This is a genomic window from Mesorhizobium sp. 113-1-2 (assembly GCF_016756475.1).
Taxonomy (GTDB): domain Bacteria; phylum Pseudomonadota; class Alphaproteobacteria; order Rhizobiales; family Rhizobiaceae; genus Mesorhizobium; species Mesorhizobium loti_C.
In genome coordinates this window covers 2,154,860-2,173,930 of record NZ_AP023242.1, presented here as the reverse complement: position 1 = coordinate 2,173,930, position 19,071 = coordinate 2,154,860, and the positions used below count along the sequence as shown (strand labels likewise).

General features: G+C 63.7%; 23 protein-coding genes. 12 read left to right on the top strand and 11 right to left on the bottom strand.

Features of this window, described 5'->3' with window-relative positions; all coding sequences use genetic code 11:
• Positions 1-17 precede the first annotated feature (17 nt).
• Together JN279_RS10450 and JN279_RS10445 are read left to right on the top strand one after the other, a co-directional pair.
• Positions 18-443: an Hsp20 family protein gene (locus JN279_RS10450; protein ID WP_096450220.1), complete on the top strand. Its 426-nt coding sequence runs from the start codon at positions 18-20 to the stop codon at positions 441-443.
• Between the two features lie 76 nt (positions 444-519).
• Complete coding sequence (locus JN279_RS10445) at positions 520-774, top strand: BQ00720 family protein (protein ID WP_096450222.1); 255 nt, start codon at positions 520-522, stop codon at positions 772-774.
• A gap of 69 nt (positions 775-843) precedes the next feature.
• Here the strand turns inward: JN279_RS10445 and ptsN are convergent, their stop codons facing one another.
• The 6 genes from ptsN to lptC all read right to left on the bottom strand — a co-directional run bounded on the left by ptsN (position 844) and on the right by lptC (position 6,189).
• The gene (gene ptsN / locus JN279_RS10440; RefSeq protein ID WP_095199512.1) at positions 844-1,308 is read right to left on the bottom strand and encodes a PTS IIA-like nitrogen regulatory protein PtsN; all 465 of its coding nucleotides are present in this window, start codon (positions 1,306-1,308) and stop codon (positions 844-846) included.
• A gap of 59 nt (positions 1,309-1,367) precedes the next feature.
• A complete protein-coding gene (gene hpf / locus JN279_RS10435) occupies positions 1,368-1,952 on the bottom strand; it encodes a ribosome hibernation-promoting factor, HPF/YfiA family (protein WP_010911487.1) in 585 nt (194 codons plus the stop codon).
• A 345-nt stretch (positions 1,953-2,297) separates the two neighbouring features.
• On the bottom strand, positions 2,298-3,824 hold the full coding sequence (gene rpoN, locus JN279_RS10430; RefSeq protein ID WP_202352693.1) for an RNA polymerase factor sigma-54: 1,527 nt from the start codon (positions 3,822-3,824) through the stop codon (positions 2,298-2,300).
• A 256-nt stretch (positions 3,825-4,080) separates the two neighbouring features.
• Positions 4,081-4,899, bottom strand: a complete 819-nt coding sequence (lptB, locus tag JN279_RS10425; RefSeq protein ID WP_019861197.1) for an LPS export ABC transporter ATP-binding protein — start codon at positions 4,897-4,899, stop codon at positions 4,081-4,083.
• Positions 4,899-5,489, bottom strand: coding sequence for an LptA/OstA family protein (locus JN279_RS10420; RefSeq protein ID WP_096450226.1), 591 nt, complete (start codon positions 5,487-5,489; stop codon positions 4,899-4,901). The genes lptB and JN279_RS10420 overlap by 1 nt, the downstream gene beginning before the upstream one ends.
• Complete coding sequence (gene lptC, locus JN279_RS10415; protein WP_202352692.1) at positions 5,476-6,189, bottom strand: LPS export ABC transporter periplasmic protein LptC; 714 nt, start codon at positions 6,187-6,189, stop codon at positions 5,476-5,478. Before lptC ends, JN279_RS10420 begins: the two co-directional genes overlap by 14 nt.
• Before the next feature lie 360 nt (positions 6,190-6,549).
• Between lptC and sppA the strand changes: the two genes are divergently transcribed.
• The 4 genes from sppA to JN279_RS10395 all read left to right on the top strand — a co-directional run bounded on the left by sppA (position 6,550) and on the right by JN279_RS10395 (position 9,267).
• Positions 6,550-7,506 carry a signal peptide peptidase SppA gene (gene sppA / locus JN279_RS10410; protein WP_202352691.1) on the top strand — a complete coding sequence of 319 codons (957 nt, stop codon included), beginning with the start codon at positions 6,550-6,552 and terminating at the stop codon, positions 7,504-7,506.
• A gap of 80 nt (positions 7,507-7,586) precedes the next feature.
• Positions 7,587-7,871 (top strand): integration host factor subunit beta, encoded by a 285-nt coding sequence (locus JN279_RS10405; RefSeq protein ID WP_006200394.1) that lies wholly within the window; start codon positions 7,587-7,589, stop codon positions 7,869-7,871.
• A gap of 36 nt (positions 7,872-7,907) precedes the next feature.
• Positions 7,908-8,264: a DUF1049 domain-containing protein gene (locus JN279_RS10400; protein WP_096450230.1), complete on the top strand. Its 357-nt coding sequence runs from the start codon at positions 7,908-7,910 to the stop codon at positions 8,262-8,264.
• A 37-nt stretch (positions 8,265-8,301) separates the two neighbouring features.
• Positions 8,302-9,267: an ornithine cyclodeaminase family protein gene (locus tag JN279_RS10395; protein ID WP_096450232.1), complete on the top strand. Its 966-nt coding sequence runs from the start codon at positions 8,302-8,304 to the stop codon at positions 9,265-9,267.
• On the opposite strand, the gene JN279_RS10390 is transcribed toward JN279_RS10395, so the two are convergent.
• From JN279_RS10390 to JN279_RS10370, 5 genes are all read right to left on the bottom strand, one after another.
• On the bottom strand, positions 9,264-9,701 hold the full coding sequence (locus tag JN279_RS10390) for an EVE domain-containing protein (protein WP_202352690.1): 438 nt from the start codon (positions 9,699-9,701) through the stop codon (positions 9,264-9,266). The two genes, JN279_RS10395 and JN279_RS10390, sit on opposite strands and share 4 nt — an antisense overlap.
• Complete coding sequence (locus JN279_RS10385; RefSeq protein WP_202352689.1) at positions 9,698-10,093, bottom strand: VOC family protein; 396 nt, start codon at positions 10,091-10,093, stop codon at positions 9,698-9,700. Before JN279_RS10385 ends, JN279_RS10390 begins: the two co-directional genes overlap by 4 nt.
• Before the next feature lie 76 nt (positions 10,094-10,169).
• Positions 10,170-10,859: a helix-turn-helix transcriptional regulator gene (locus tag JN279_RS10380; RefSeq protein WP_202352688.1), complete on the bottom strand. Its 690-nt coding sequence runs from the start codon at positions 10,857-10,859 to the stop codon at positions 10,170-10,172.
• 81 nt (positions 10,860-10,940) lie between these two features.
• Positions 10,941-11,552: a peptide chain release factor H gene (prfH, locus tag JN279_RS10375; RefSeq protein ID WP_202352687.1), complete on the bottom strand. Its 612-nt coding sequence runs from the start codon at positions 11,550-11,552 to the stop codon at positions 10,941-10,943.
• On the bottom strand, positions 11,539-12,756 hold the full coding sequence (locus tag JN279_RS10370) for an RNA ligase RtcB family protein (RefSeq protein WP_202352686.1): 1,218 nt from the start codon (positions 12,754-12,756) through the stop codon (positions 11,539-11,541). Before JN279_RS10370 ends, prfH begins: the two co-directional genes overlap by 14 nt.
• A 111-nt stretch (positions 12,757-12,867) precedes the next feature.
• Between JN279_RS10370 and JN279_RS10365 the strand changes: the two genes are divergently transcribed.
• From JN279_RS10365 to JN279_RS10340, 6 genes are all read left to right on the top strand, one after another.
• The gene (locus JN279_RS10365) at positions 12,868-13,086 is read left to right on the top strand and encodes a hypothetical protein (RefSeq protein ID WP_202352685.1); all 219 of its coding nucleotides are present in this window, start codon (positions 12,868-12,870) and stop codon (positions 13,084-13,086) included.
• Positions 13,083-14,162 carry a class I SAM-dependent rRNA methyltransferase gene (locus JN279_RS10360; RefSeq protein ID WP_202352684.1) on the top strand — a complete coding sequence of 360 codons (1,080 nt, stop codon included), beginning with the start codon at positions 13,083-13,085 and terminating at the stop codon, positions 14,160-14,162. The genes JN279_RS10365 and JN279_RS10360 overlap by 4 nt, the downstream gene beginning before the upstream one ends.
• Positions 14,163-14,179: 17 nt before the next feature.
• Entirely contained in the window at positions 14,180-15,037 is an 858-nt protein-coding gene (locus tag JN279_RS10355) for a TrmH family RNA methyltransferase (protein WP_202352683.1), read from the top strand.
• Between the two features lie 13 nt (positions 15,038-15,050).
• Positions 15,051-15,563 (top strand): signal peptidase II, encoded by a 513-nt coding sequence (gene lspA / locus JN279_RS10350; RefSeq protein WP_096450248.1) that lies wholly within the window; start codon positions 15,051-15,053, stop codon positions 15,561-15,563.
• A 59-nt stretch (positions 15,564-15,622) separates the two neighbouring features.
• Positions 15,623-16,612 carry an acrylyl-CoA reductase (NADPH) gene (acuI, locus tag JN279_RS10345; RefSeq protein WP_096450250.1) on the top strand — a complete coding sequence of 330 codons (990 nt, stop codon included), beginning with the start codon at positions 15,623-15,625 and terminating at the stop codon, positions 16,610-16,612.
• 144 nt (positions 16,613-16,756) lie between these two features.
• Positions 16,757-19,039 (top strand): PAS domain-containing hybrid sensor histidine kinase/response regulator, encoded by a 2,283-nt coding sequence (locus JN279_RS10340; RefSeq protein WP_096450252.1) that lies wholly within the window; start codon positions 16,757-16,759, stop codon positions 19,037-19,039.
• The last annotated feature ends 32 nt before the right edge of the window (positions 19,040-19,071 follow it).

Genomic DNA, 19,071 nt, shown 5'->3' with positions numbered 1-19,071 from the left:
TGAGAGGACAGTGTAACATGAGCCGAATGACGCCTTTCTCCAGCCCGCTTCTCCTTGGTTTCGACGCCATGGAAAAGACCTTGGAGCGCCTGGCGAAATCCGGTGACAGCTATCCTCCGTACAACATCGAGCGCCTCAGCGGGACTGACGGCAAAGCCGAAAGGCTGCGCATCACGCTCGCCGTCGCCGGTTTCGCCGAAAGCGATCTCGATGTGACAACGGAGGAAAACCAGCTGGTCGTGCGCGGCCGTCAGACCGACGACACCGAGCGCGAATTCCTTCATCGCGGTATCGCCGCGCGCCAGTTCCAGCGCTGTTTCGTGCTGGCCGACGGCATGCGGGTTATCGCGGCGGAGCTGAAGAACGGCCTTTTGTCGATCGACCTCGATCGGCCGGAGTCGGAACGGCTGGTACGGAAAATAAACATATCGGTGAAAGACTGATCTTTACCGATGGCTCTCATGCGGGATGGCCTATTGCCCAGGAAAGGGCGGCGTCCTCGCGCCAAGGAGGCTTGAAATGACCAGAACTGAAACTGTCACCATGACCAACGGCGAATTCGCTCATCTGGGCGAAGGCTCGGTCGCTTATCTGCGCAAGGTCTCGAGCGACGACCTGCTCGGCCGCTTCCCCAACATCGGCGAAATCGCGCCCGGCATGGAGCTGTGGGCCCTGTTTGCCGCAAACGGCCAGCCGATCCTGCTTTCCGACGCGCGTGATCGTGCACTGGCCGGCGCCATGGAAAACGACCTGACCACCGTCGCGATTCACTAAAGCGACCGGTTGCTGAAACGAAAAAGGGCCGCTCGCGGCGGCCCTTGGCGAATTCATCCAAAATTGGCTTCAGGCGGCGTGCGAGGCCTGCGTGTCCGACAACAGCGCGTGGATCGCCGTGGCGTCGCGCGTCCCCCTGATCTTGGCCACCGTGTCGGCGTCGCGCAGCACCCGCGCGATGCGTGACAGCGCCTTGAGGTGATCGGCGCCAGCCCCTTCCGGCGCCAGCAGCAGAAACACCAGATCGACAGGCTGGTCATCCAGCGACTCGAAATCGACCGGCGTTTCCAGCCGGGCGAAGACACCGGCGATGCGCTTCACGCCGGCGAGCTTGCCATGCGGAATGGCGATGCCGTTGCCGACGCCGGTCGAACCCAGCCGCTCACGCTGCAGGATGGTGTCGAACACTTCCCTCTCCGGAATGCCCGAAATCCCCGCGGCCCGTTCGGACAGCAATTGCAGAAGCTGCTTCTTGGAGTTCGCCTTCAACGCCGGCAAAATCGCCGGAACGCTGATAAGATCGCTCAGATCCATGCTTGAAAATCCCTTGTTCGCCTGCCGTCACCAGTCCTCACCCCTCGTGCGGCTGGCTTTTATCCCTGTGCGACCTTGGTCGTGGACGGGTCGATCCAGCCGATGTTTCCGTCGGGCCGGCGATAGACGATATTGAGATGATCGGTTCCGGCGTTGCGGAAAACGAACACCGGACTGTCCTTGGTATCGAGCTCGATGACCGCCGAGGCCACCGACATGGTCTTCAGCGTCATGGTTGATTCGGCGACGATGGCCGGCGCGAAATCCTCCGGGATCTCCTCGTCGTCATCGGCGAGCGGCGCCATCACCGTATAGGCGATGTCGGTCAAATCGCCATTGCCATTGCCCGAATTGTGCGATTTGAGACGGCGCTTGTAGCGCCGAAGCCGGGTCTCCAGCCGATCGGCCGCGGCCTCGAAGGCGAGCGTCGGATCCTGGGCATCGCCCGTGGCCTGCAGCGAGGCGCCGGAATCCAGCCGGATCATGCAATCGGCCGAATAGCGTGAACCCGATTTGATGACGGTGACGTGTCCCGCAAAACCGCGATCGAAATATTTCCCGATCGCTTCGCCGACACGATCGTTGATGCGTGTGCGGAACGCATCGCCGATATCCATGTGTTTTCCCGATATGCGCAGATTCATCTGAAAACTGACCTTCCTTGCTCAGGCTTCAAACTGGCCCGAGTTTATACTCGTGATCCGTGCGCACAAGCTTTGCGGCGTCACTCGCGCCGATTTAAATCCGAACTTTCCGGTTGATCACAAGCCGCCTTTTTGACCGTCCCGAGGCCATTGTCGTGACGGACCATCCGCTAGCGGGCATCGGGCCCGTCTCATGCGGGCGGGCTTCTAGCCACTTCCCCGCGGCTTGTCAATGAAGCTCGAAAGCTGTGGAAAATCGGGAATTCTTTGTTTGATGCAATTCCCAAGGGAAAACGCTATGCGTTTTTCCCGGCAAAACCGCTTCACACTTTTCCTGGAATTGCTTTAACGCCCCGCGCTGGCGAGCGCCCGCTTCTCGCGCCGGCGCTGCACGGAAGACGGAATATTCATGCCTTCCCGGTACTTGGCGACCGTGCGCCGGGCAATATCGACGCCGCTCTCCTTGAGCATGTCGACGATCGCGTCGTCCGAAAGCACATCGACGGGCTTCTCCTCGTCGATCAGCTGCTTGATGCGGTCACGCACCGCTTCCGAGGAATGCGCGTCGCCGCCACCCGATGCGGCGATCGAGGCGGTGAAGAAATAGCGCAGTTCGAACACGCCGCGCGGGGTCAGCATGTATTTGTTGGCGGTGACGCGGCTGACGGTCGATTCGTGCATGCCGATGGCGTCGGCCACCGTGCGCAAATTGAGCGGCTTCAGCTGGCGCACGCCATGAACCAGGAAGGCATCCTGCTGGCGCACGATTTCCGAGGCCACTTTGAGGATCGTCTTTGCCCGCTGGTCGAGGCTGCGCGTCAGCCAGTTGGCGTTTTGCAGGCATTCAGCCAGGAAATCCTTTTCCGCCTGGTTCTTCGCGTGCGGCGAGACCTGGGCGAAATAGATGTGGTCAACCAGCACGCGCGGCAGCGTTTCGGCATTGAGTTCGACGGTCCAACTGCCGTCATTGGCCGCACGCACCTCGACATCGGCGACGATGGCGTCGCTGGCGCCGCCCGAAAATGCCATCCCCGGGCGCGGGTCGAGCGCCCGAATCTCGGCCAGCATGTCGAGCAGGTCCTCTTCGTCAACGCCGCAGATCCGCTTCAGCGCCTGGAAATCGCGCCGCGCCAGAAGCTCGAGATTGGCGACCAGGGCCTTCATCGCCGGGTCGAGACGGTCGCGCACCGCAAGCTGCAGCGACAGGCATTCGGCAAGGTCGCGGGCGAACAGGCCAGCCGGCTCGAAGGTCTGGCACACCGCCAGCACCTTGGCCACGCTCTCGGCATCAGTGCCCAGGCGCGCGGCAATCTCGGCGAGATCGGCCCTGACATAGCCTGTCTCGTCCAGGCCATCGGCGAGTTCTCCGGCAATCAGCCGCGCCGCGGGATCGGCGAAGGCGAGTGCGACCTGCTCGCCGACATGGTCGCGCAAGGTGATGGCGCCCGCCGCCATATCGCCGGCGTCGAGCCCCTCGGACGAGGAGCCGCCGCCATTGCCGGAAGCCGATTTCCATTGCGCCGTCAGGTCGGGCCCGAGCCGCTCGCTGGTGCCGGGATCATCGGGAAACAGGTTTTCCAGCGACGTATCGAGTTTTTCCGAGATCGCCTCGGCGCTCCATCCCGCCTCGTTCTCGAACCAGTCGCCCTCGACGGCCACTTGCGGCTCCGCATCGATCTTCTGCGCCTGGTCGCTCGCGGCGTCATCCTGCGGCTCGGCGCGTTCCAGAAGCGGGTTGCGCTCGATTTCCTCGTCGATGAAGTGCTCGAGTTCGACATGGGTGAACTGCAGCAGCCGAATCGACTGCATCAGCTGCGGCGTCATCACCAGCGACTGCGACTGTCGAAGCTGTAGTTTCGCCGCCAACGCCATGGTTCGGTTTCAAACGCCTCCTCTGCGCGTCCGGACTTACCGGAAATGAATTTCGCGGCCGACCATAGAAACTGGCCCGGCTTTTGCTTGTCAAGGCAAAGCCTAGCAAAAGCCGCTTACCGGAGCGTTATCTCGGGGCAAAATCGCCGAAAATCAGGCCGTCACACGCAAAAAATCGTGTCAGGAAACAAATTTCACGCCCAAGGCAATTCCAGGCCAAGTGTGCTGAGGGCCGCAATTGTGCGCGAAAAACGGGTCAGAGCGTAAAACCCTCGCCGAGGTAAAGCCGCCGCACATCCGGGTTTGCCACCACCTCGTCGGCGCGGCCATGGGTCAGCACCTGACCGGCATGGATGATGTAGGCACGGTCGATCAGACCGAGCGTCTCACGCACATTGTGGTCGGTGATGAGGACACCGATGCCGCGTGCGGTCAGGTGACGCACCAGCTGCTGGATATCGGCAACAGCGATCGGATCGATGCCGGCAAAGGGCTCGTCGAGCAGCATGTAGGCCGGGCGCGTCGCCAGCGCGCGCGCGATTTCCAGGCGCCGCCGCTCGCCGCCGGAGAGCGACATGGATGGCGCCTTGCGCAGATGGCTGATGTGGAATTCCTCGAGCAGTTCGTCGAGATTGCGCTCGCGCACCTTGCGGTCCTTTTCGACCACTTCGAGCACGGCGCGGATATTCTGCTCGACATTGAGGCCGCGGAAGATCGACGCCTCCTGCGGCAGATAGCCGATGCCGAGACGCGCGCGACGATACATCGGCATCGAGGTGACGTCGAAGCCGTCGATCTCGATCGTGCCTTCATCCACCGGCACCAGGCCGGTGACCATGTAGAAACAGGTCGTCTTGCCGGCGCCGTTGGGGCCGAGCAGACCGACGGCCTCGCCGGCACGCACGCCGAGCGTGACGCCACTGACCACCTTGCGGCCCTTGTAGCTCTTGGTCAGGCCCTTGGCGATCAAGGTTCCCTTGAACTTCGCCTTGTCGACGGTGATCGTGGCCGGAGCCGAAACCTTAGCCGCGGCTCGTCCCGGAAGACGCGCCGTCAGCGATGACAGGCTGGCCATCAGGGGTTCGTCGCTCCCGATTTCGGCGGCGGCGTGATCGACATCTGGACACGCTGCCCAGAGCATGGATCAACCTGGGCCAGCCCGCTTTTCATCTGGACGGTAAGCTTGCAGCCGACCAGGACGTTGTCGTTTTGCGACAGAACGACCTTTTTGCCCGAAAGCACCAGCACCTGGCTCTTCATGTCGAAGCTGCCTTGATCGCCGGTCGCGACCTGCTGATCGGACTTGATGTAGATCTTGTCGGAGATCTCCAGATGGTCGATGTTGGCCGAGCCGGTCATCGCCGCGCCCGCGGCTTCCGTGCCCTTGGCCGCGGCATTGGGATCCTTGATATAATAGACCATCATCTTGCCGGCCTTCATCAGCGTCGGCCCCTGGACGACGGTGACATTGCCGGTGAAGATGGCGACATTTTCGGCCTGCCGGACTTCCAGCTTGTCGCTTTCGATCTGGATCGGCTTGTCGCCGGACAGTTTGAGGCCTGATACCTGACTGGTGGCGCTGGACTGCGCCAGCGACGGCACAAGGCCCAGCAGGAGCAACGCCGAAGTTGCGGCCGCAAGCCGTGTCGAACTATTGAGCCACATTCGCTTCTTCGCCCTTTGCCTCAGCCGCCTTCGCACTGGCGGGATCGATGTTGACGCGCACCCTGTTCTCGAACACCAGGACCTTGCCATTGTCCTGGACCGACAGGGAATTCGCTGTGATCTGTGACCCGCCACTGCTGACGTCGACGGGATCATCCGTCTTCATAGTGCCTTTGCCCATGTCGAGGAAGACCGATTTGAACTTGGCTCGCATGCCGTCGGTCGTGGTGATCGTGACGTCGCTGGTCATTTTCATCGTATTGCCGTCGCGATCGTAGGTACCGCGCGAGGCTTTGATCGCGGCGACATTGTCCGGACCGACCGGCACCTTGGCGTCTATGCCTTCGAGCTCGATGATGCCTTGCGTGTTGACATCCTGTATCGCCCGCAGGGCCGTCATCGAATAGGGCTGCTTCTGCTTGGTGAAACCGTTGAGCTTGGGATTGGCCATCACCAGCTTGCCATTGGAAAAGGCGGTGCCTTCCGCCTGCACCGCGACGGAGACCGGTGCGGCGAGATAGGAATAGACCGGGAAGGCGACGGCGATCAGCGCCGCGGCCAAGGGCACGGCGAACTTGAGCACCCGCACGCGGCGCGAATGGCGTTGGGCGCGGTCGAATGCGTCGCCCCGCTCCCAGCCATCCACCGGGGGAGCCAACTCCATTTCGGGGTTGGTCGGTTCATTCGATCGCGCTAACATGACTGCTTTCTTCTAAACCCCTGCCCGCCAGGGAGCACCGCCTATAGGTGGGGGGCCGGCGCCCTCAAGCAAGCACAAGCCCACGAAAACCGCAAAAATGTGACAACTGTTGTTGTACAAACGAAAACGAGGTCGGCACAACAGCCGCCACTTCATAGCAGAAATGGACGCGCTTGCGCCGTTTTTTCATCACTGCCGTTGCTCCCCCTTACCTTGTGTCCCTTGCGCAGGCCAGTCACAAAACTGACAGCGCCAGGATCGCGGCGGGCGGATTGCCGCGCCATAGGCAAGACGGAACTGCTTCCCGATGAGGACATCATGGTCTAAAAGCGTCTCTTCCCGCCGACTGTGAGGCTGACCATGGCATTGAGAGCCGACGACCTGATCGACCGCCGCCGTTTGCGGCGCAAGCTGACATTCTGGCGTGTTGCGGCCATCGGCATCGTGGCACTCGGGGTGATTGCGCTGTCGGCCTGGTTCTATCGCGACGATCTCGGCGGCTCGGCTGTCGACCATATCGCCAAGGTCAGGATCGAAGGCACGATCACCGAGGACGAGGAACTCATCAAGCGGCTGGAGGACATCCGCAAGTCGTCCAAGGTGAAAGGCGTGATCCTTGCGATCGATTCTCCCGGCGGCACCACTGTCGGCGGTGAATCGATCTACGAGGAGGTGCGCAAGGTGGCCGCCGACAAGCCTATCGTGGCCGAGGTCGGCACGCTCGCCGCATCGGCAGGCTATATGATCGCAAGTGCCGCCGACCACATCGTCGCCCGCAAGACCTCGATCGTCGGCTCGATCGGCGTGCTGATCCAGTATCCTGACGTCAGCGGCCTGATGGACAAGCTCGGCGTCAAGCTGGAGGAGGTGAAATCCTCGCCGCTCAAGGCCTCGCCGTCTCCCTTCAAACCGACCAATGACGACGAGCGCGCCATGGTCCGCAAGCTTATCCTCGACAGCTACGACTGGTTTGTCGGCATCGTCGCCGAACGCCGCAAGATGACCCACGAACAGGCACTGGCGCTCGCCGACGGGTCGATCTTCACCGGCCGCCAGGGTGTCGCCAACGGGCTGATCGACGCCGTCGGCGGCGAGACCGAGGCGGTCGACTGGCTGGCGACCAAGGGGGTCGACGCCAAGCTCAAGGTGGTCGAATGGAAGGATACGGACCGGCGCGGCAGCTTCCTGTGGTCAAAAGCGATGGTGAAAATGGCCGGCAGTGCACTCGGCCTGCCGGACTCCAGCAGCGATGTCATCCACGAACTTGGCGCCGACCGCTTGTTTCTTGACGGCCTCGTTTCCGTCTGGCACCCTTGAGCGCGGTTTGGGATAGCTGAAAAAGCCAATAAAATCATCCTCATAATTTTGACCGAACTGCTTTCACGGGGACCCGTCTGATGATCAAGTCCGAACTTGTGCAGATTATTGCCACGCGCAATCCGCATCTTTTCCTGCGCGACGTCGAAAACATTGTCGGCGCGATCTTCGACGAGATCACCGACGCCCTTGCCGAAGGCAACCGGGTCGAGCTGCGCGGCTTCGGTGCTTTTTCGGTGAAAAATCGCCCCGCCCGCACCGGCCGCAACCCGCGTACCGGCGAATCCGTCGAGGTCGAGGAGAAATGGGTGCCGTTCTTCAAGACCGGCAAGGAACTGCGCGAAAGGCTGAACGGCGGCAAGTAGGCGCGGCTTCAGCGCCGGCTTCCGACGGAAAACACAATGCTCAATCGTTTCATGCTCATCGTGGTCTTCGTGCCCCTGGCGATCATCCTGATCGCGCTCGCCGTCGCCAACCGCGAACTCGTCGCCTTCACGCTGGACCCATTCAACCCCGGCAATCCGAAGCTGACGCTCACCTTGCCGCTGTTCATTTTCCTGTTCCTGGCGCTTGCCATCGGCATGATCGTCGGCAGCCTGGCGACCTGGGTCAAGCAGGGCCGCTACCGCAAGCTGGCGCGCCAGCGCGGCGTCGAGGCGGAAAACCTGCGCCAGGCGGTCGGCCGCGCGCCGTCAGCACCCCAGGGATCAGCCCAAGGGTCGGCCCAAGGATCGGCATTGCCGAAGCCGACCAGTTGAGCCGCCGGCCGGCGGCTTTCGTTCCACGGAGCCTTTCATGCTGACCATTTCGGCTGCCGAGGTCGATCATGCGCTGACCTTTCCCGGACTGGTCGAGACACTGCGCGCCGCCTTTCGCGACGGCGCGGTTCAGCCGGTAAGACACCATCACCCCGTGGAGCGGCCGGATGGCGCGGCTTCGACTTTGCTGCTGATGCCAGCCTGGACCGATTTCAACGCCGCCGGCACCTCGGCCGGTGGTCATATCGGCGTCAAGATCGTCACCGTCTCGCCCGACAACAATGCCATCGGCAAGCCGGCGGTGATGGGGCTCTATCTCCTGCTCGATGGTGCCACCGGCGAACCGGAAGCCCTGATCGACGGCCAGCGCCTGACCCAGTGGCGCACGGCCTGCGCCTCGGCGCTGGCGGCTTCCTATCTGGCACGCGAGGACGCCTCCAGGCTGCTGGTGATCGGCGCCGGTGCGCTGTCACCCTTTCTCGCCAAGGCGCATTCGGCCGTGCGGCCGATCAAGACCATCCGCATCTGGAACCGGACGTTGGCCAATGCCGAGAAGGTCGCGACCGATCTGCGCGCCGATGGCTTCGCCGCAAGTGCTGCAAGTGATCTCGATGCCGAACTTGGCGAGGCCGACATCATCTCCTCGGCAACGATCGCCACCAAGCCGCTGATCAAGGGCGCGCTGCTGAAGCCAGGCGCCCATGTCGACATGGTTGGTGGTTTCACGCCGACCATGCGCGAAAGCGACGACGATGCGATCCGGCGCGCCCGCGTCTATGTCGACACCCGCGCCGGCGCCACCAAGGAGGCCGGCGACATCGTCATCCCGCTTGCGTCGGGCCTGCTGAAGCCGGACGCCATCGTCGCCGACCTGCACGAACTGGCGCGCGGCGAGAAACAGGGCCGCCAAAGTTCCACCGAGATCACGCTGTTCAAGTCGGTCGGCGCAGCACTTGAGGACCTTGCCGCCGGCATTGCCGTTTATAACGCGCTGAAGGCCTAGCTCTCGGTTGCAGCCATTTTGGCGCCCATCGCCTCGGCGATCAGGGCGAAATCGGCCGCGCTGACCGGAAACAGGCCAAAGCGAAGCTGATAGCCCCAGTTCGACTTGCCGGCGGTGAAGTCCAGCCGGTCGAGCAGCGGCTTGATCGGTGCTTCTTCAGCCGCCATCCACTCGACATCGCGCCGGAACGGCGTGAAGCCGGCGCCCATTTCGCCCTGATAGGGTTCGCCCTCCCCCACCGTGCCGATTGCCGTGAAAGTCTGCAGGCCGTCCTTTTCGCCCAAAATTGTGGTCGGCGAATAATAGGCGATGCCATCACCGGGCTTGATGCGGCGCAGCGGTGCCGCCTTGCCGTGATTGACCTGCATGAAGCCGTCCTTTCGGCCGCGCCGGACATGTTGCGCCGACGCCACGGCGATCCAATACGCGTTCATTTCTGTTCCCCATTGGCCTGTTGCCCGTCCGACAGCCAGTAGACACGCAGGCGGTGATTGTCGGGATCGAGCGCAACGAAGGTGCGGCCGAAATCCAGGTCGGTCGGCGTCTGCAGGATCTTCAGGCCGCGTCCGGACCAGTCGGCATGGGTTGCGTCGACCGCCTCGGGCGCCTCCAGCGCAAAGACGATCTCGCCGCCGCCACCGGCCGCGCTCGCGGCCGGCTCCACCGTATGCCGCGACCACAGGCCAAGCTTGAAGCCGTTGTCGAGCACGAACAGCACGAAGGTCGGCGCGCTTTCGACCGGCTCGCGCCCCAGCAGCGCGCTGTAGAAGGCGCCGCTCTCCAGCGGCTGGTCGACATAGAGGATGACGAAATTCGGCGTGGTCATGATCGGCTCTCCAAGGGGTCAGCGTTTTGACGCCCGTGACATAGGACAGGATACTGTCAGATTCTGGCAGCAGCCATCATGACCCACGCGGCTTGTCGAGCGTCGCCCGCCATTCCTTGAGCAACACCTGGCGGCGTCTGGGATAGCGCGTATCGATAGGATTGAGGCCGGATATGCGGTCGGCGCGAAAATGCCGGAAATCCTGCCGCATCTCGCACCACGCCACCACCACCCGCACCTTGTCGAAGAAACCGAGCGCGAACGGCCAGACCACACGCTGCGAAGCAGCACCTCCGGCATCGTGATAGACAAAACCGATCTTGCGTTCGTTGCGGATGGCCTGCCGCACGACGCCGAGGTCTATGCCTTCAACGGCCTGCATCGGAGGCCCAACCAGCAGCGTCGAAGCATCGAGATCCTCGCGCAGATCGTCCGGCAGCACGGCCGCGATCTTGGCCAGCGCATTACCGGCAGCGGCTGAAAGCCGCTGGTCCGGCTGCTTGGCGACCCAACGCGATCCCAGCACGATGGCCTCGATCTCCTCGTCGCTGAACATCAGCGGCGGCAGCATGAAGCCGGGCTTCAGCACATAGCCCAGACCCGCCCCGCCCTCGATCGGCGCGCCTTGCCCCTGCAGCGTGGCGATGTCGCGGTAGAGTGTGCGGATCGAAATCCCAAGCTCATCGGCCAACACATGTCCGCTCACCGGCCGGCGATGCCGGCGCAGGCATTGGATGAGGTCAAGCAGGCGTTCGGAGCGGGACATGATTCTCGCGGTTTGCAGTCTTCACGATAATATATCTCGCTCCGAAGCGCGCAGGCGTCTGAGCTTCACGCCGCCGCGCCGTCAGAGGTGGAATACCTTGACCTCGTTGCCGCGTTCCAAGGCTTTGTTGGCCACGAACATCTGCGTCTTCGACATTTCGACCTCACGCTCGGCAAGGACACCCAGCATCGCTTCCAGCCGCCGCAGCGCGATCGCCTTGTTGCGGTGCTGCGAGCGCTCGTTGCGTGCCGTCACCACAATGCCGGTCGGCAGGTGGATGGCCCGCACGGCGCTGTCGGTGGTGTTCTGATGCTGTCCGCCTGGGCCACCGGCCCGCAAGGTTTCGAAACGGACATCGGACGGTGCAATCGAAACGGCGACGGCATCCGACAGATCCACCACCTGCACACCGACGAACCAGTTCTGTCGCTTGTGGCCTGCGCGCACCGGGCTCTTGAAGACGAACTTGATGGTGCCGCAATAGTCCTGCGCGAGCGCTTCGGCGTTGCGGCCCTCGAGACTGAGCACGGCGGATTTGGCGCCATGCCGGTCCGGCCTGTGACCAAACGAGGCCTCGAAAGTGCAGCCAAGCCGAACGGCTTCCTTCTCGATGATACCGACCAGAGCCATCAAGGCGATGCGGCATTCCACCGGTCCGTTGCCCGAGGTGACGAGCATGTCAATCACGGCCATGGTTCGCCCTCCTTGCCATACGGTCGCGCGACGGCTTCTTGCGTGTCCGGTCGGGCGGGCCTTCCATCGCCTTCTTGTAGGTCACCAGCGGTTTCATCGCCGCAAGCGTCACGACCAGGCCGGCATCGGCAAGGTCTTGCACCACCTGCCCGGCATCCTTGTAGGCGGACGCCGCTTCCTCGATGACCAGGTTGCGGTCGTCGCAGATCAATTGCCCACCCCATGCATTTCTCAGCAAGGCGTCGCGCTCCGACCTGTTGCGCCCGGCACGGCCATGCATGGTGGCACGGTCGTATTTGCGGCCGGCGCCGTGCGAAATGCCGCCCAGTGACGGCCCCGTCCCATCGAGCGCCCGCACGACATAGCTCAGGCTGGCGCGCGAACCGGCGATCGGTGCGACATCGCCTGCCCGCACCGCGGCCGAGCCCTTGTGATGAACGAAACCATCGGCCCGGTCGCGCACAAGGTTATGCGGCACATCTGCCACCAGCCGGACTTCGCTGCGCAAGGCGCTTGCCGCGCGCTCGGCGATCAGCCGGCGGTTGAGCGACGCCCAGGTGACGCAAATGTCATGCTGACGACACCAGCTCCTGCCCTCCGCGGACTCCGGATCGAGCCCGGCCGTGACCGCGGACTGGAGGTCGAGCATCTGCCCGAAGACAAAGGCACCAAGTCCGCGCGAGCCGGAATGCACCAGCAGATAGAGCTTCTGGCGATCGAACAGGCTTTCGCCGGCCACATCGGTCTGGTCGACCGCTTGCAGCTCGCAGAAATGGTTGCCGCCGCCGATCGTGCCCAGTGCATCCGGATAAAGATCCGTCGGCAAATCCGAGGCAGCGAGCGCCGCATGCGGATCGATGTCTTCCGCTTCGATCCGGCGCAGGCATTCGACGGCTTTGTCGATCCTGAGCTTGCGCAATGGCAGATCGAGCTCGAACAACGACATGCCGCAGCCAATGTCGTTGCCGATCAGCTGTGGATGCAGACGCTGCGACAACACGGCAATGCCGGTCGGGCCATATTTGCCCGGATGCAGGTCTGGAAAGGCCGCAACCGAGGCGACGCCGGGCAAGGCCGCGACATTGCGAAGCTGCTGGAGCGCCGCGCCCTCGATCCATGTCTGCGGCGAAAAACAATGCAGGATGCGCGCAGCAGGCGCAGCGCACGACGAAGAGGGGCCGAGGCCCCCGATAAAATTGCCCATGACAAGAACACTTCTGGATAAAGGTCACAAACCGGACGCCGTCAGGCATCCGTTCGACCGGCGGCAGGCAGCAAAATGCTGGCTTACGCCGGAACCCTCGAGGGGTGCGCGGTGAAGATGCTCGTCATCTTTCGCTCCCATTCCAGAAACAACAATGCGGCCCTCATAAACCAAGCGCGCGAAAAAACAAGCGCGATGCCGCAACACCGCCGCACCACTTCGAAGGCGAAGGCTTCCAGTTGCACCAATCGAGCTGCGGGCCATCGCTTGTTGCACCGCCGCTGTCCTCATGCCAAAAGCGGCACGCCGCTCGGAGATGCTCCTGCTTGAAGTCTTTTCGCGACAAACGCCGCGACAGCCGCCCGCCCGCGAAAGGCGGAACCGGAGAGGTGCGTCCGCACGAGCCGCGTGGCCGGCCGGACACCAGGCCGCGCGAACCGCGTGACGTGAAACCGGATAGCCAGCCCGCAGTGAAATCCGCGCCGCGCATCCTTGCCCGCCGCGACGGCGCCCTTCCCGCTGAACAGCTTCCGGTAATCCTCGAAGTAGCTCCCAACGCTGATTACGCGCTGCTCGACAGCGGCGCCGGCCAGAAACTCGAACAATACGGCCCCTATCGCATCGTGCGGCCCGAGGGTCAGGCGATCTGGCAGAAAGCCTTGCCGGCAAAGGACTGGGAGCGTGCCGACGCCATCTTCACCGGCGACACCGACGAGGAAGGCATCGGCCGCTGGCGTTTCCCGAAGACGCCGCTCGGTGAGACCTGGCCGATGAAGCATAACGGCATCGATTATCTCGGTCGTTTCACCTCGTTTCGCCATGTCGGTGTCTTTCCCGAGCAGGCCTCGCACTGGGATCATATGGCCGGCCTGATCGCGGCGGCGAAGCGGCCGGTCAAGGTGCTCAACCTGTTCGGCTATACCGGCCTCGCCTCGCTGGTGGCTGCCCGCGCCGGCGCCGAGGTCACCCATGTCGATGCCTCGAAGAAGGCGATCGGCTGGGCGCGTGAAAACCAGGAAATGGCAGGGCTGGGCAGCAAGCCGATCCGTTGGATCGTCGACGATGCCGTGAAATTCGCCGAGCGCGAGGAACGCCGCGGCAGCCGCTACGACATCATCCTGTTCGACCCGCCGGCCTATGGCCGCGGCCCCAAGGGCGAGGTCTGGCAATTGTTCGAGGATCTGCCTGATCTGACCGACCTTTGCCGCGCGATCCTGACGCCGAAACCGCTTGCCGTGGTGCTCACCGCCTATTCGATCCGCGCCTCCTTCTTCGCCATCCATGCCTTAATGCGCGACACCTTTGCCGGCATGGGCGGCAGGGTTGAATCGGGCGAGTTGATCATCCGTGAAAAGTCCGCCGGCAGGGCGCTTTCGACCTCATTGTTTTCGCGCTGGGTGGCCTGAATGCCCGGGAGTCCTAAATGAACGAACGGCATGTCGGCGCACCCGGCCAGGTGAAGGAAGTCACCAGCCTCGCCAATCCGCTGATCAAGGACATCAAGGCGCTCGCCTTGAAGAAATTCCGCGACCAGCAAAACGCCTTCATGGCCGAGGGTCTGAAGCTGGTCATCGATGCGCTCGACTTGGGCTGGCAGATCAGAACGCTTGTGTTCGCCAAGGCCGGACGTGGCAATGCCGCGGTGGAAAAGGCCGCGGCGCGCACGGTTGCCGCCGGCGGCACGGTGCTCGAAGTCTCGGAGAAAGTGCTTGTCGCCATCACCCGCCGCGACAATCCGCAAATGGTGGTCGGCGTCTTCTCGCAAAAATTCCTGGCCCTCAGGGATATCCGCGCCGACAATGGCGATGTCTGGGTGGCACTCGACCGGGTGCGCGACCCCGGCAATCTCGGCACCGTCATCCGCACCGTCGATGCCGTCGGTGCCAAAGGCGTCATCCTGGTCGGCGACACCACCGATCCGTTTTCCGTCGAGACGGTGCGCGCCACAATGGGTTCGATTTTCGCCGTACCGGTGGCCAAGGCAACGACCGAAGCTTTCCTTGCCTGGCGCGGCGGCTTTTCAGGCCTGGTTGCCGGCACGCATCTGAAAGGTGCGGTCGACTACCGCTCGGTCGATTTTTCCCGCGGACCGGTGCTGCTGATGATGGGCAATGAGCAGCAGGGCCTGCCCGAAACCCTGGCGGCGAGTTGCGACAGGCTGCTCCGGATTCCGCAAGCAGGCCGCGCCGATTCGCTCAATCTCGCCGTCGCCACCGGCATCATGCTGTTCGAGATCCGCCGCGGCGCGCTGAAGCTCGAACCAATCGCCGACCCGCAATGAAGGTTGCCCGCCCGTGAGATCATGGTCCCCCTACGCGCTGCTCGTCGTCGCGGCCATCGCGCTCGATCAGTGGATAAAGCATCTGGTCGAGACCGGCCTGCCCTTCCAGGAAAAGCTCGATCTGGTGCCCTTCCTGGCGCTGTTTCGCACCTACAACAACGGCATCGCCTTCTCGATGTTCTCCTCCTTCGGCGACACCGGCCTGGTGGTCATAGCCGTGCTGGTCGTCGCTTTCGTGCTCTACCTCGCCACCCGCACGCCATCAGGCCATGTCATCGCCCGCACCGGCTTTGCCCTGATCATCGGCGGCGCGTTGGGCAATCTGATCGACCGCGCCGTCTATGGCCACGTCATCGACTACATCCTGTTCCACACGCCGGTCTGGTCCTTTGCCGTCTTCAACCTCGCCGACGCCTTCATTTCCGTGGGCGCGGCGCTGGTCGTCTACGACGAACTCATCGGCTGGCGGCGCGAGCCCAAGTCTTCGAACGCCGAGTCTTCAAACGCCAAACCTTCCAAAGATTGACCCCGCGCGGCCATCGCCGCACAGTTCCAGGACGCCAAGCAAAGCTCGCGGAGAAAAAGATGCCCGAAACCTTCAAAGCCATCCTCGTCTCGCGCGACGCCGACAAGAAACAATCGGTCGCCGTGACCGACCTCACCGAAGCCGACCTGATGGAGGGCGACGTCACGGTCGCTGTCGAGGCGACGACTGTGAACTACAAGGATGGATTGGCCATTACCGGCAAGGCGCCGGTGGTCCGCCGCTGGCCGCTGGTGCCCGGCATCGACTTCGCCGGCACAGTCATCTCGTCCTCCAATCCCGACTGGCGTAAGGGGGACAAGGTCATCCTCAATGGCTGGGGCGTCGGCGAGACGCATTTCGGCGCCTATGCCGGGCGTGCCCGCGTCAAGGGCGACTGGCTGGTGCCGCTGCCGGAAGGCATCAGTGCGCATGACGCGATGGCGGTCGGCACAGCCGGCTACACCGCCATGCTCTGCGTCATGGCGTTGGAGCGGCACGGCATCCTGCCCGACCGGGGCCCGGTTGTGGTGACGGGTGCTGCTGGCGGCGTCGGTTCGGTCGCGGTCTCCATCCTGTCCAGCCTCGGTTACCATGTCGTAGCGTCGACCGGGCGCAATGCCGAAAGCCCCTATCTGATCAACCTGGGCGCCGCCGAGGTGATCTCGCGCGACGAACTCAGCCAACCCGCCAAGCCGCTGGCCAAGGAACGCTGGGCCGGCGGCATCGATTCGGTCGGCAGCCACACGCTGGCCAATGTGCTGTCGATGACCTCCTATGGCGGCGCGGTCGCGGCCTGCGGCCTGGCCGGCGGCATGGATCTGCCGTCAAGCGTCGCCCCCTTCATCCTGCGCGGCGTCTCGCTGCTCGGCATCGATTCGGTGATGGCGCCGAAGGCCGTGCGCCTGGAGGCCTGGCGGCGCATCGGCTCCGATCTCGACCTGGAGAAGCTCGCCAGCCTGTCTAGGACCATCGGCTTCGACGGCATCATCGATGCCGCGCGCGACATCGTCGACGGCAAGATCCGCGGACGCGTCGTCGTTGATATGTAGACCCGCCTGGCCGGTCGCAGGCAGCGGACGGAATTGCCAGATCCGGTGGCAAATCCGCCGCTACCGGGGCAAAAACGCCCTATCCGCTAAAATTCGAACGATCCGCCGCAATTTTCCATAATCTCTGTCTGGCAAGGGTTTCGCATGATCGCGGAATCCGACAGCCAGCAGGCAAACAAAGGCGACGATGTCGATGCGGTTCCGGCGCCGGCGCGGCGGTTTATCGCTGCGCCGCCGCTGGTGCCCGAGCAGCAATTGGCCAGGCAGGAAAGCCTGCCGCTGCTCACCTTCGTTGCCATCATGATCCTGGCAGGCCTCGCGCATCTGACCGGGGCGCCGATCTTCATCAGCCTCGCCTTGCTGGCAACCGGCCTCGCCGGCCTTGGCCTGCATCTGCATGCCAGGCGCAGCGCCCACCGGACCGTGGTGCTGCTGGACGAGACAACCGCCCGCAGCCGCGCCGAGATCGAGACGTTGGCCGACCGCATGTGGGAAATGCAGGAAAGCGAGGAGCGCTTTCGCGGTCTCATCGACGCGCTTGGCGATCTCGTCATCCATCGCGACCGCGACGGCTACATCGTCTATGCCAACAAGGTGTTCGCCGATCTGGTCGAAACCGATCAGCGCGATCTTGCCGGCAAGACCCTGGCCGAACTCGGTGTCGAAGTCGGCATCGTGCCCGATGCCGCCTTTTCCGACCATGAGTGCCTGAGTTCCACCGACGTTGCCATCCGCACGCCGAGCGGCCCGCGCTGGTTCTCGTGGATCGAACTGTCAGTGCGCGACAAGGAGAGCGGAGCGGTTTCGCATCGCGCCATCGCCCGCGACATCACCGCCCGCAAGCGCGCCGAATCCTCGCTGATCACCGCGCGCGAGCGGGCCGAATACGCAAGCCAGGCCAAATCGCGCTTTCTCGCCACGGTCAGCCATGAAATCCGCACGCCGATGAACGGCATCATGGGCATGGCCAGGCTCTTGGCCGACACCAGCCTGTCGCCGGAACAGCAGACCTATGTCGGCGCCATCTCGACCTCGGCCAGCGCCTTGCTCGCCCTGATCGAGGACCTGCTCGACTATTCCAAGATCGAGGCCGGTCGCTTCGATCCGGAGCCGCAGCCAATGTCGGTGCGTGAGATCGCCGACAACATCATCGAATTGCTCGCCGCGCGCGCCTTCGCCAAGGGTATCGGCCTCGGCTGCCACGTCGAACCGGATGTACCGCAATTGATCACCGCCGATCCGGGCCGCGTCAGGCAGGTGTTGCTCAACCTGATCGGCAACGCCATCAAGTTCACCGACAGCGGCGGCGTGCTGGTCAGCGTCGCGCGCGCCCGCACCGAGACCAGCGACCGCATCTGCTTCACCATCACCGACACCGGCCCGGGCCTGCGCGAGGAGGACATGGAGCGCATCTTCGAGGAGTTCGAGCAGGCCGACGGCACCTCCACGCGCACGCATGGCGGGGCGGGGCTGGGACTTGCCATCTCCAAGCGCCTGGTGGCTGCCATGGGCGGCACGATTTCGGTCTCCAGCCGGCTTGGCCAGGGATCGGAATTCGTCTTCGAAATCCCGGCCACGGAGGCCACTGGGGCGCCGCAGGGCCAGCAGAACGTGCTCGCCGGCAGGCGCGCGGTGATCCTGTCCAGGAACGCCATCGAGGCCGACGCCATCGCCCGCACCATCCGCGCCAATGGCGGCACCGCCGGTATCGCCACCACCGTGGCGCAGGCCGTACCCTTGGCAGAGGGCTGCGACGTTCTTCTGGTCGACGCGGCCATCGAGGAGAGCGACGGGAGAGTGCTCAAGCGGTTGCGCCAAAGCGGCTTTTCCGACTGCGAAGCCATCACGCTGATCGCGCCGACCGACCGCGGCATGCTTGGCGAGTTCCGCGCCAGCGGCTACGCGACCTTCCTGGCCCGACCGGTGCGCGGTGGAACACTTTTGCGTGTCCTTTTGACCAGCCATGCACCGGCCCTTACCCAGCCGCAGCCGGAAAAGGGCCGCACCCCGGCGCTTCGCGCCTCAAGTGGCCGCCAGCAGGGCCTGTCCGTGCTGATCGCCGAGGACAACGACATCAATGCCATGCTGGCCCGCGCCACGCTGTTGAAGGCGGGGCACCGCGTCAAGGTTGTCGGCAATGGCAAGGCCGCCGTCGAGGCCGTCACCAGTGCCGGGCACAAGCACCGCTTCGACGTGGTACTGATGGACCTGCATATGCCGGTCATGGACGGTCTGGACGCCATTGCCGCGATCCGCCGCCATGAAGAGGAAACATCGGCGCCGCCCGTGCCGATCATGGTGCTGTCGGCCGACAGCCAGGAAAAGACCCGTCATGCGGTGCTCGCCCATGGCGCCAGCGGCTTCGTCACCAAGCCGCTCGACCCCGATGCACTGGTCAATGCCGTCGAGGGCCAGGTCGCCGCTTGATCCGCTTTTTTCCAACCGCGCGCTGATGCATG

Coding starts and splice junctions, on each gene's coding strand:
- JN279_RS10450 (WP_096450220.1), top strand. CDS start 18: ATGAGCCGAATGACGCCTTTCTCCAGCCCGCTTCTCCTTGGTTTCGAC.
- JN279_RS10445 (WP_096450222.1), top strand. CDS start 520: ATGACCAGAACTGAAACTGTCACCATGACCAACGGCGAATTCGCTCAT.
- ptsN (WP_095199512.1), bottom strand. CDS start 1,308: ATGGATCTGAGCGATCTTATCAGCGTTCCGGCGATTTTGCCGGCGTTG.
- hpf (WP_010911487.1), bottom strand. CDS start 1,952: ATGAATCTGCGCATATCGGGAAAACACATGGATATCGGCGATGCGTTC.
- rpoN (WP_202352693.1), bottom strand. CDS start 3,824: ATGGCGTTGGCGGCGAAACTACAGCTTCGACAGTCGCAGTCGCTGGTG.
- lptB (WP_019861197.1), bottom strand. CDS start 4,899: ATGGCCAGCCTGTCATCGCTGACGGCGCGTCTTCCGGGACGAGCCGCG.
- JN279_RS10420 (WP_096450226.1), bottom strand. CDS start 5,489: ATGTGGCTCAATAGTTCGACACGGCTTGCGGCCGCAACTTCGGCGTTG.
- lptC (WP_202352692.1), bottom strand. CDS start 6,189: ATGTTAGCGCGATCGAATGAACCGACCAACCCCGAAATGGAGTTGGCT.
- sppA (WP_202352691.1), top strand. CDS start 6,550: ATGGCATTGAGAGCCGACGACCTGATCGACCGCCGCCGTTTGCGGCGC.
- JN279_RS10405 (WP_006200394.1), top strand. CDS start 7,587: ATGATCAAGTCCGAACTTGTGCAGATTATTGCCACGCGCAATCCGCAT.
- JN279_RS10400 (WP_096450230.1), top strand. CDS start 7,908: ATGCTCAATCGTTTCATGCTCATCGTGGTCTTCGTGCCCCTGGCGATC.
- JN279_RS10395 (WP_096450232.1), top strand. CDS start 8,302: ATGCTGACCATTTCGGCTGCCGAGGTCGATCATGCGCTGACCTTTCCC.
- JN279_RS10390 (WP_202352690.1), bottom strand. CDS start 9,701: ATGAACGCGTATTGGATCGCCGTGGCGTCGGCGCAACATGTCCGGCGC.
- JN279_RS10385 (WP_202352689.1), bottom strand. CDS start 10,093: ATGACCACGCCGAATTTCGTCATCCTCTATGTCGACCAGCCGCTGGAG.
- JN279_RS10380 (WP_202352688.1), bottom strand. CDS start 10,859: ATGTCCCGCTCCGAACGCCTGCTTGACCTCATCCAATGCCTGCGCCGG.
- prfH (WP_202352687.1), bottom strand. CDS start 11,552: ATGGCCGTGATTGACATGCTCGTCACCTCGGGCAACGGACCGGTGGAA.
- JN279_RS10370 (WP_202352686.1), bottom strand. CDS start 12,756: ATGGGCAATTTTATCGGGGGCCTCGGCCCCTCTTCGTCGTGCGCTGCG.
- JN279_RS10355 (WP_202352683.1), top strand. CDS start 14,180: ATGAACGAACGGCATGTCGGCGCACCCGGCCAGGTGAAGGAAGTCACC.
- acuI (WP_096450250.1), top strand. CDS start 15,623: ATGCCCGAAACCTTCAAAGCCATCCTCGTCTCGCGCGACGCCGACAAG.
- JN279_RS10340 (WP_096450252.1), top strand. CDS start 16,757: ATGATCGCGGAATCCGACAGCCAGCAGGCAAACAAAGGCGACGATGTC.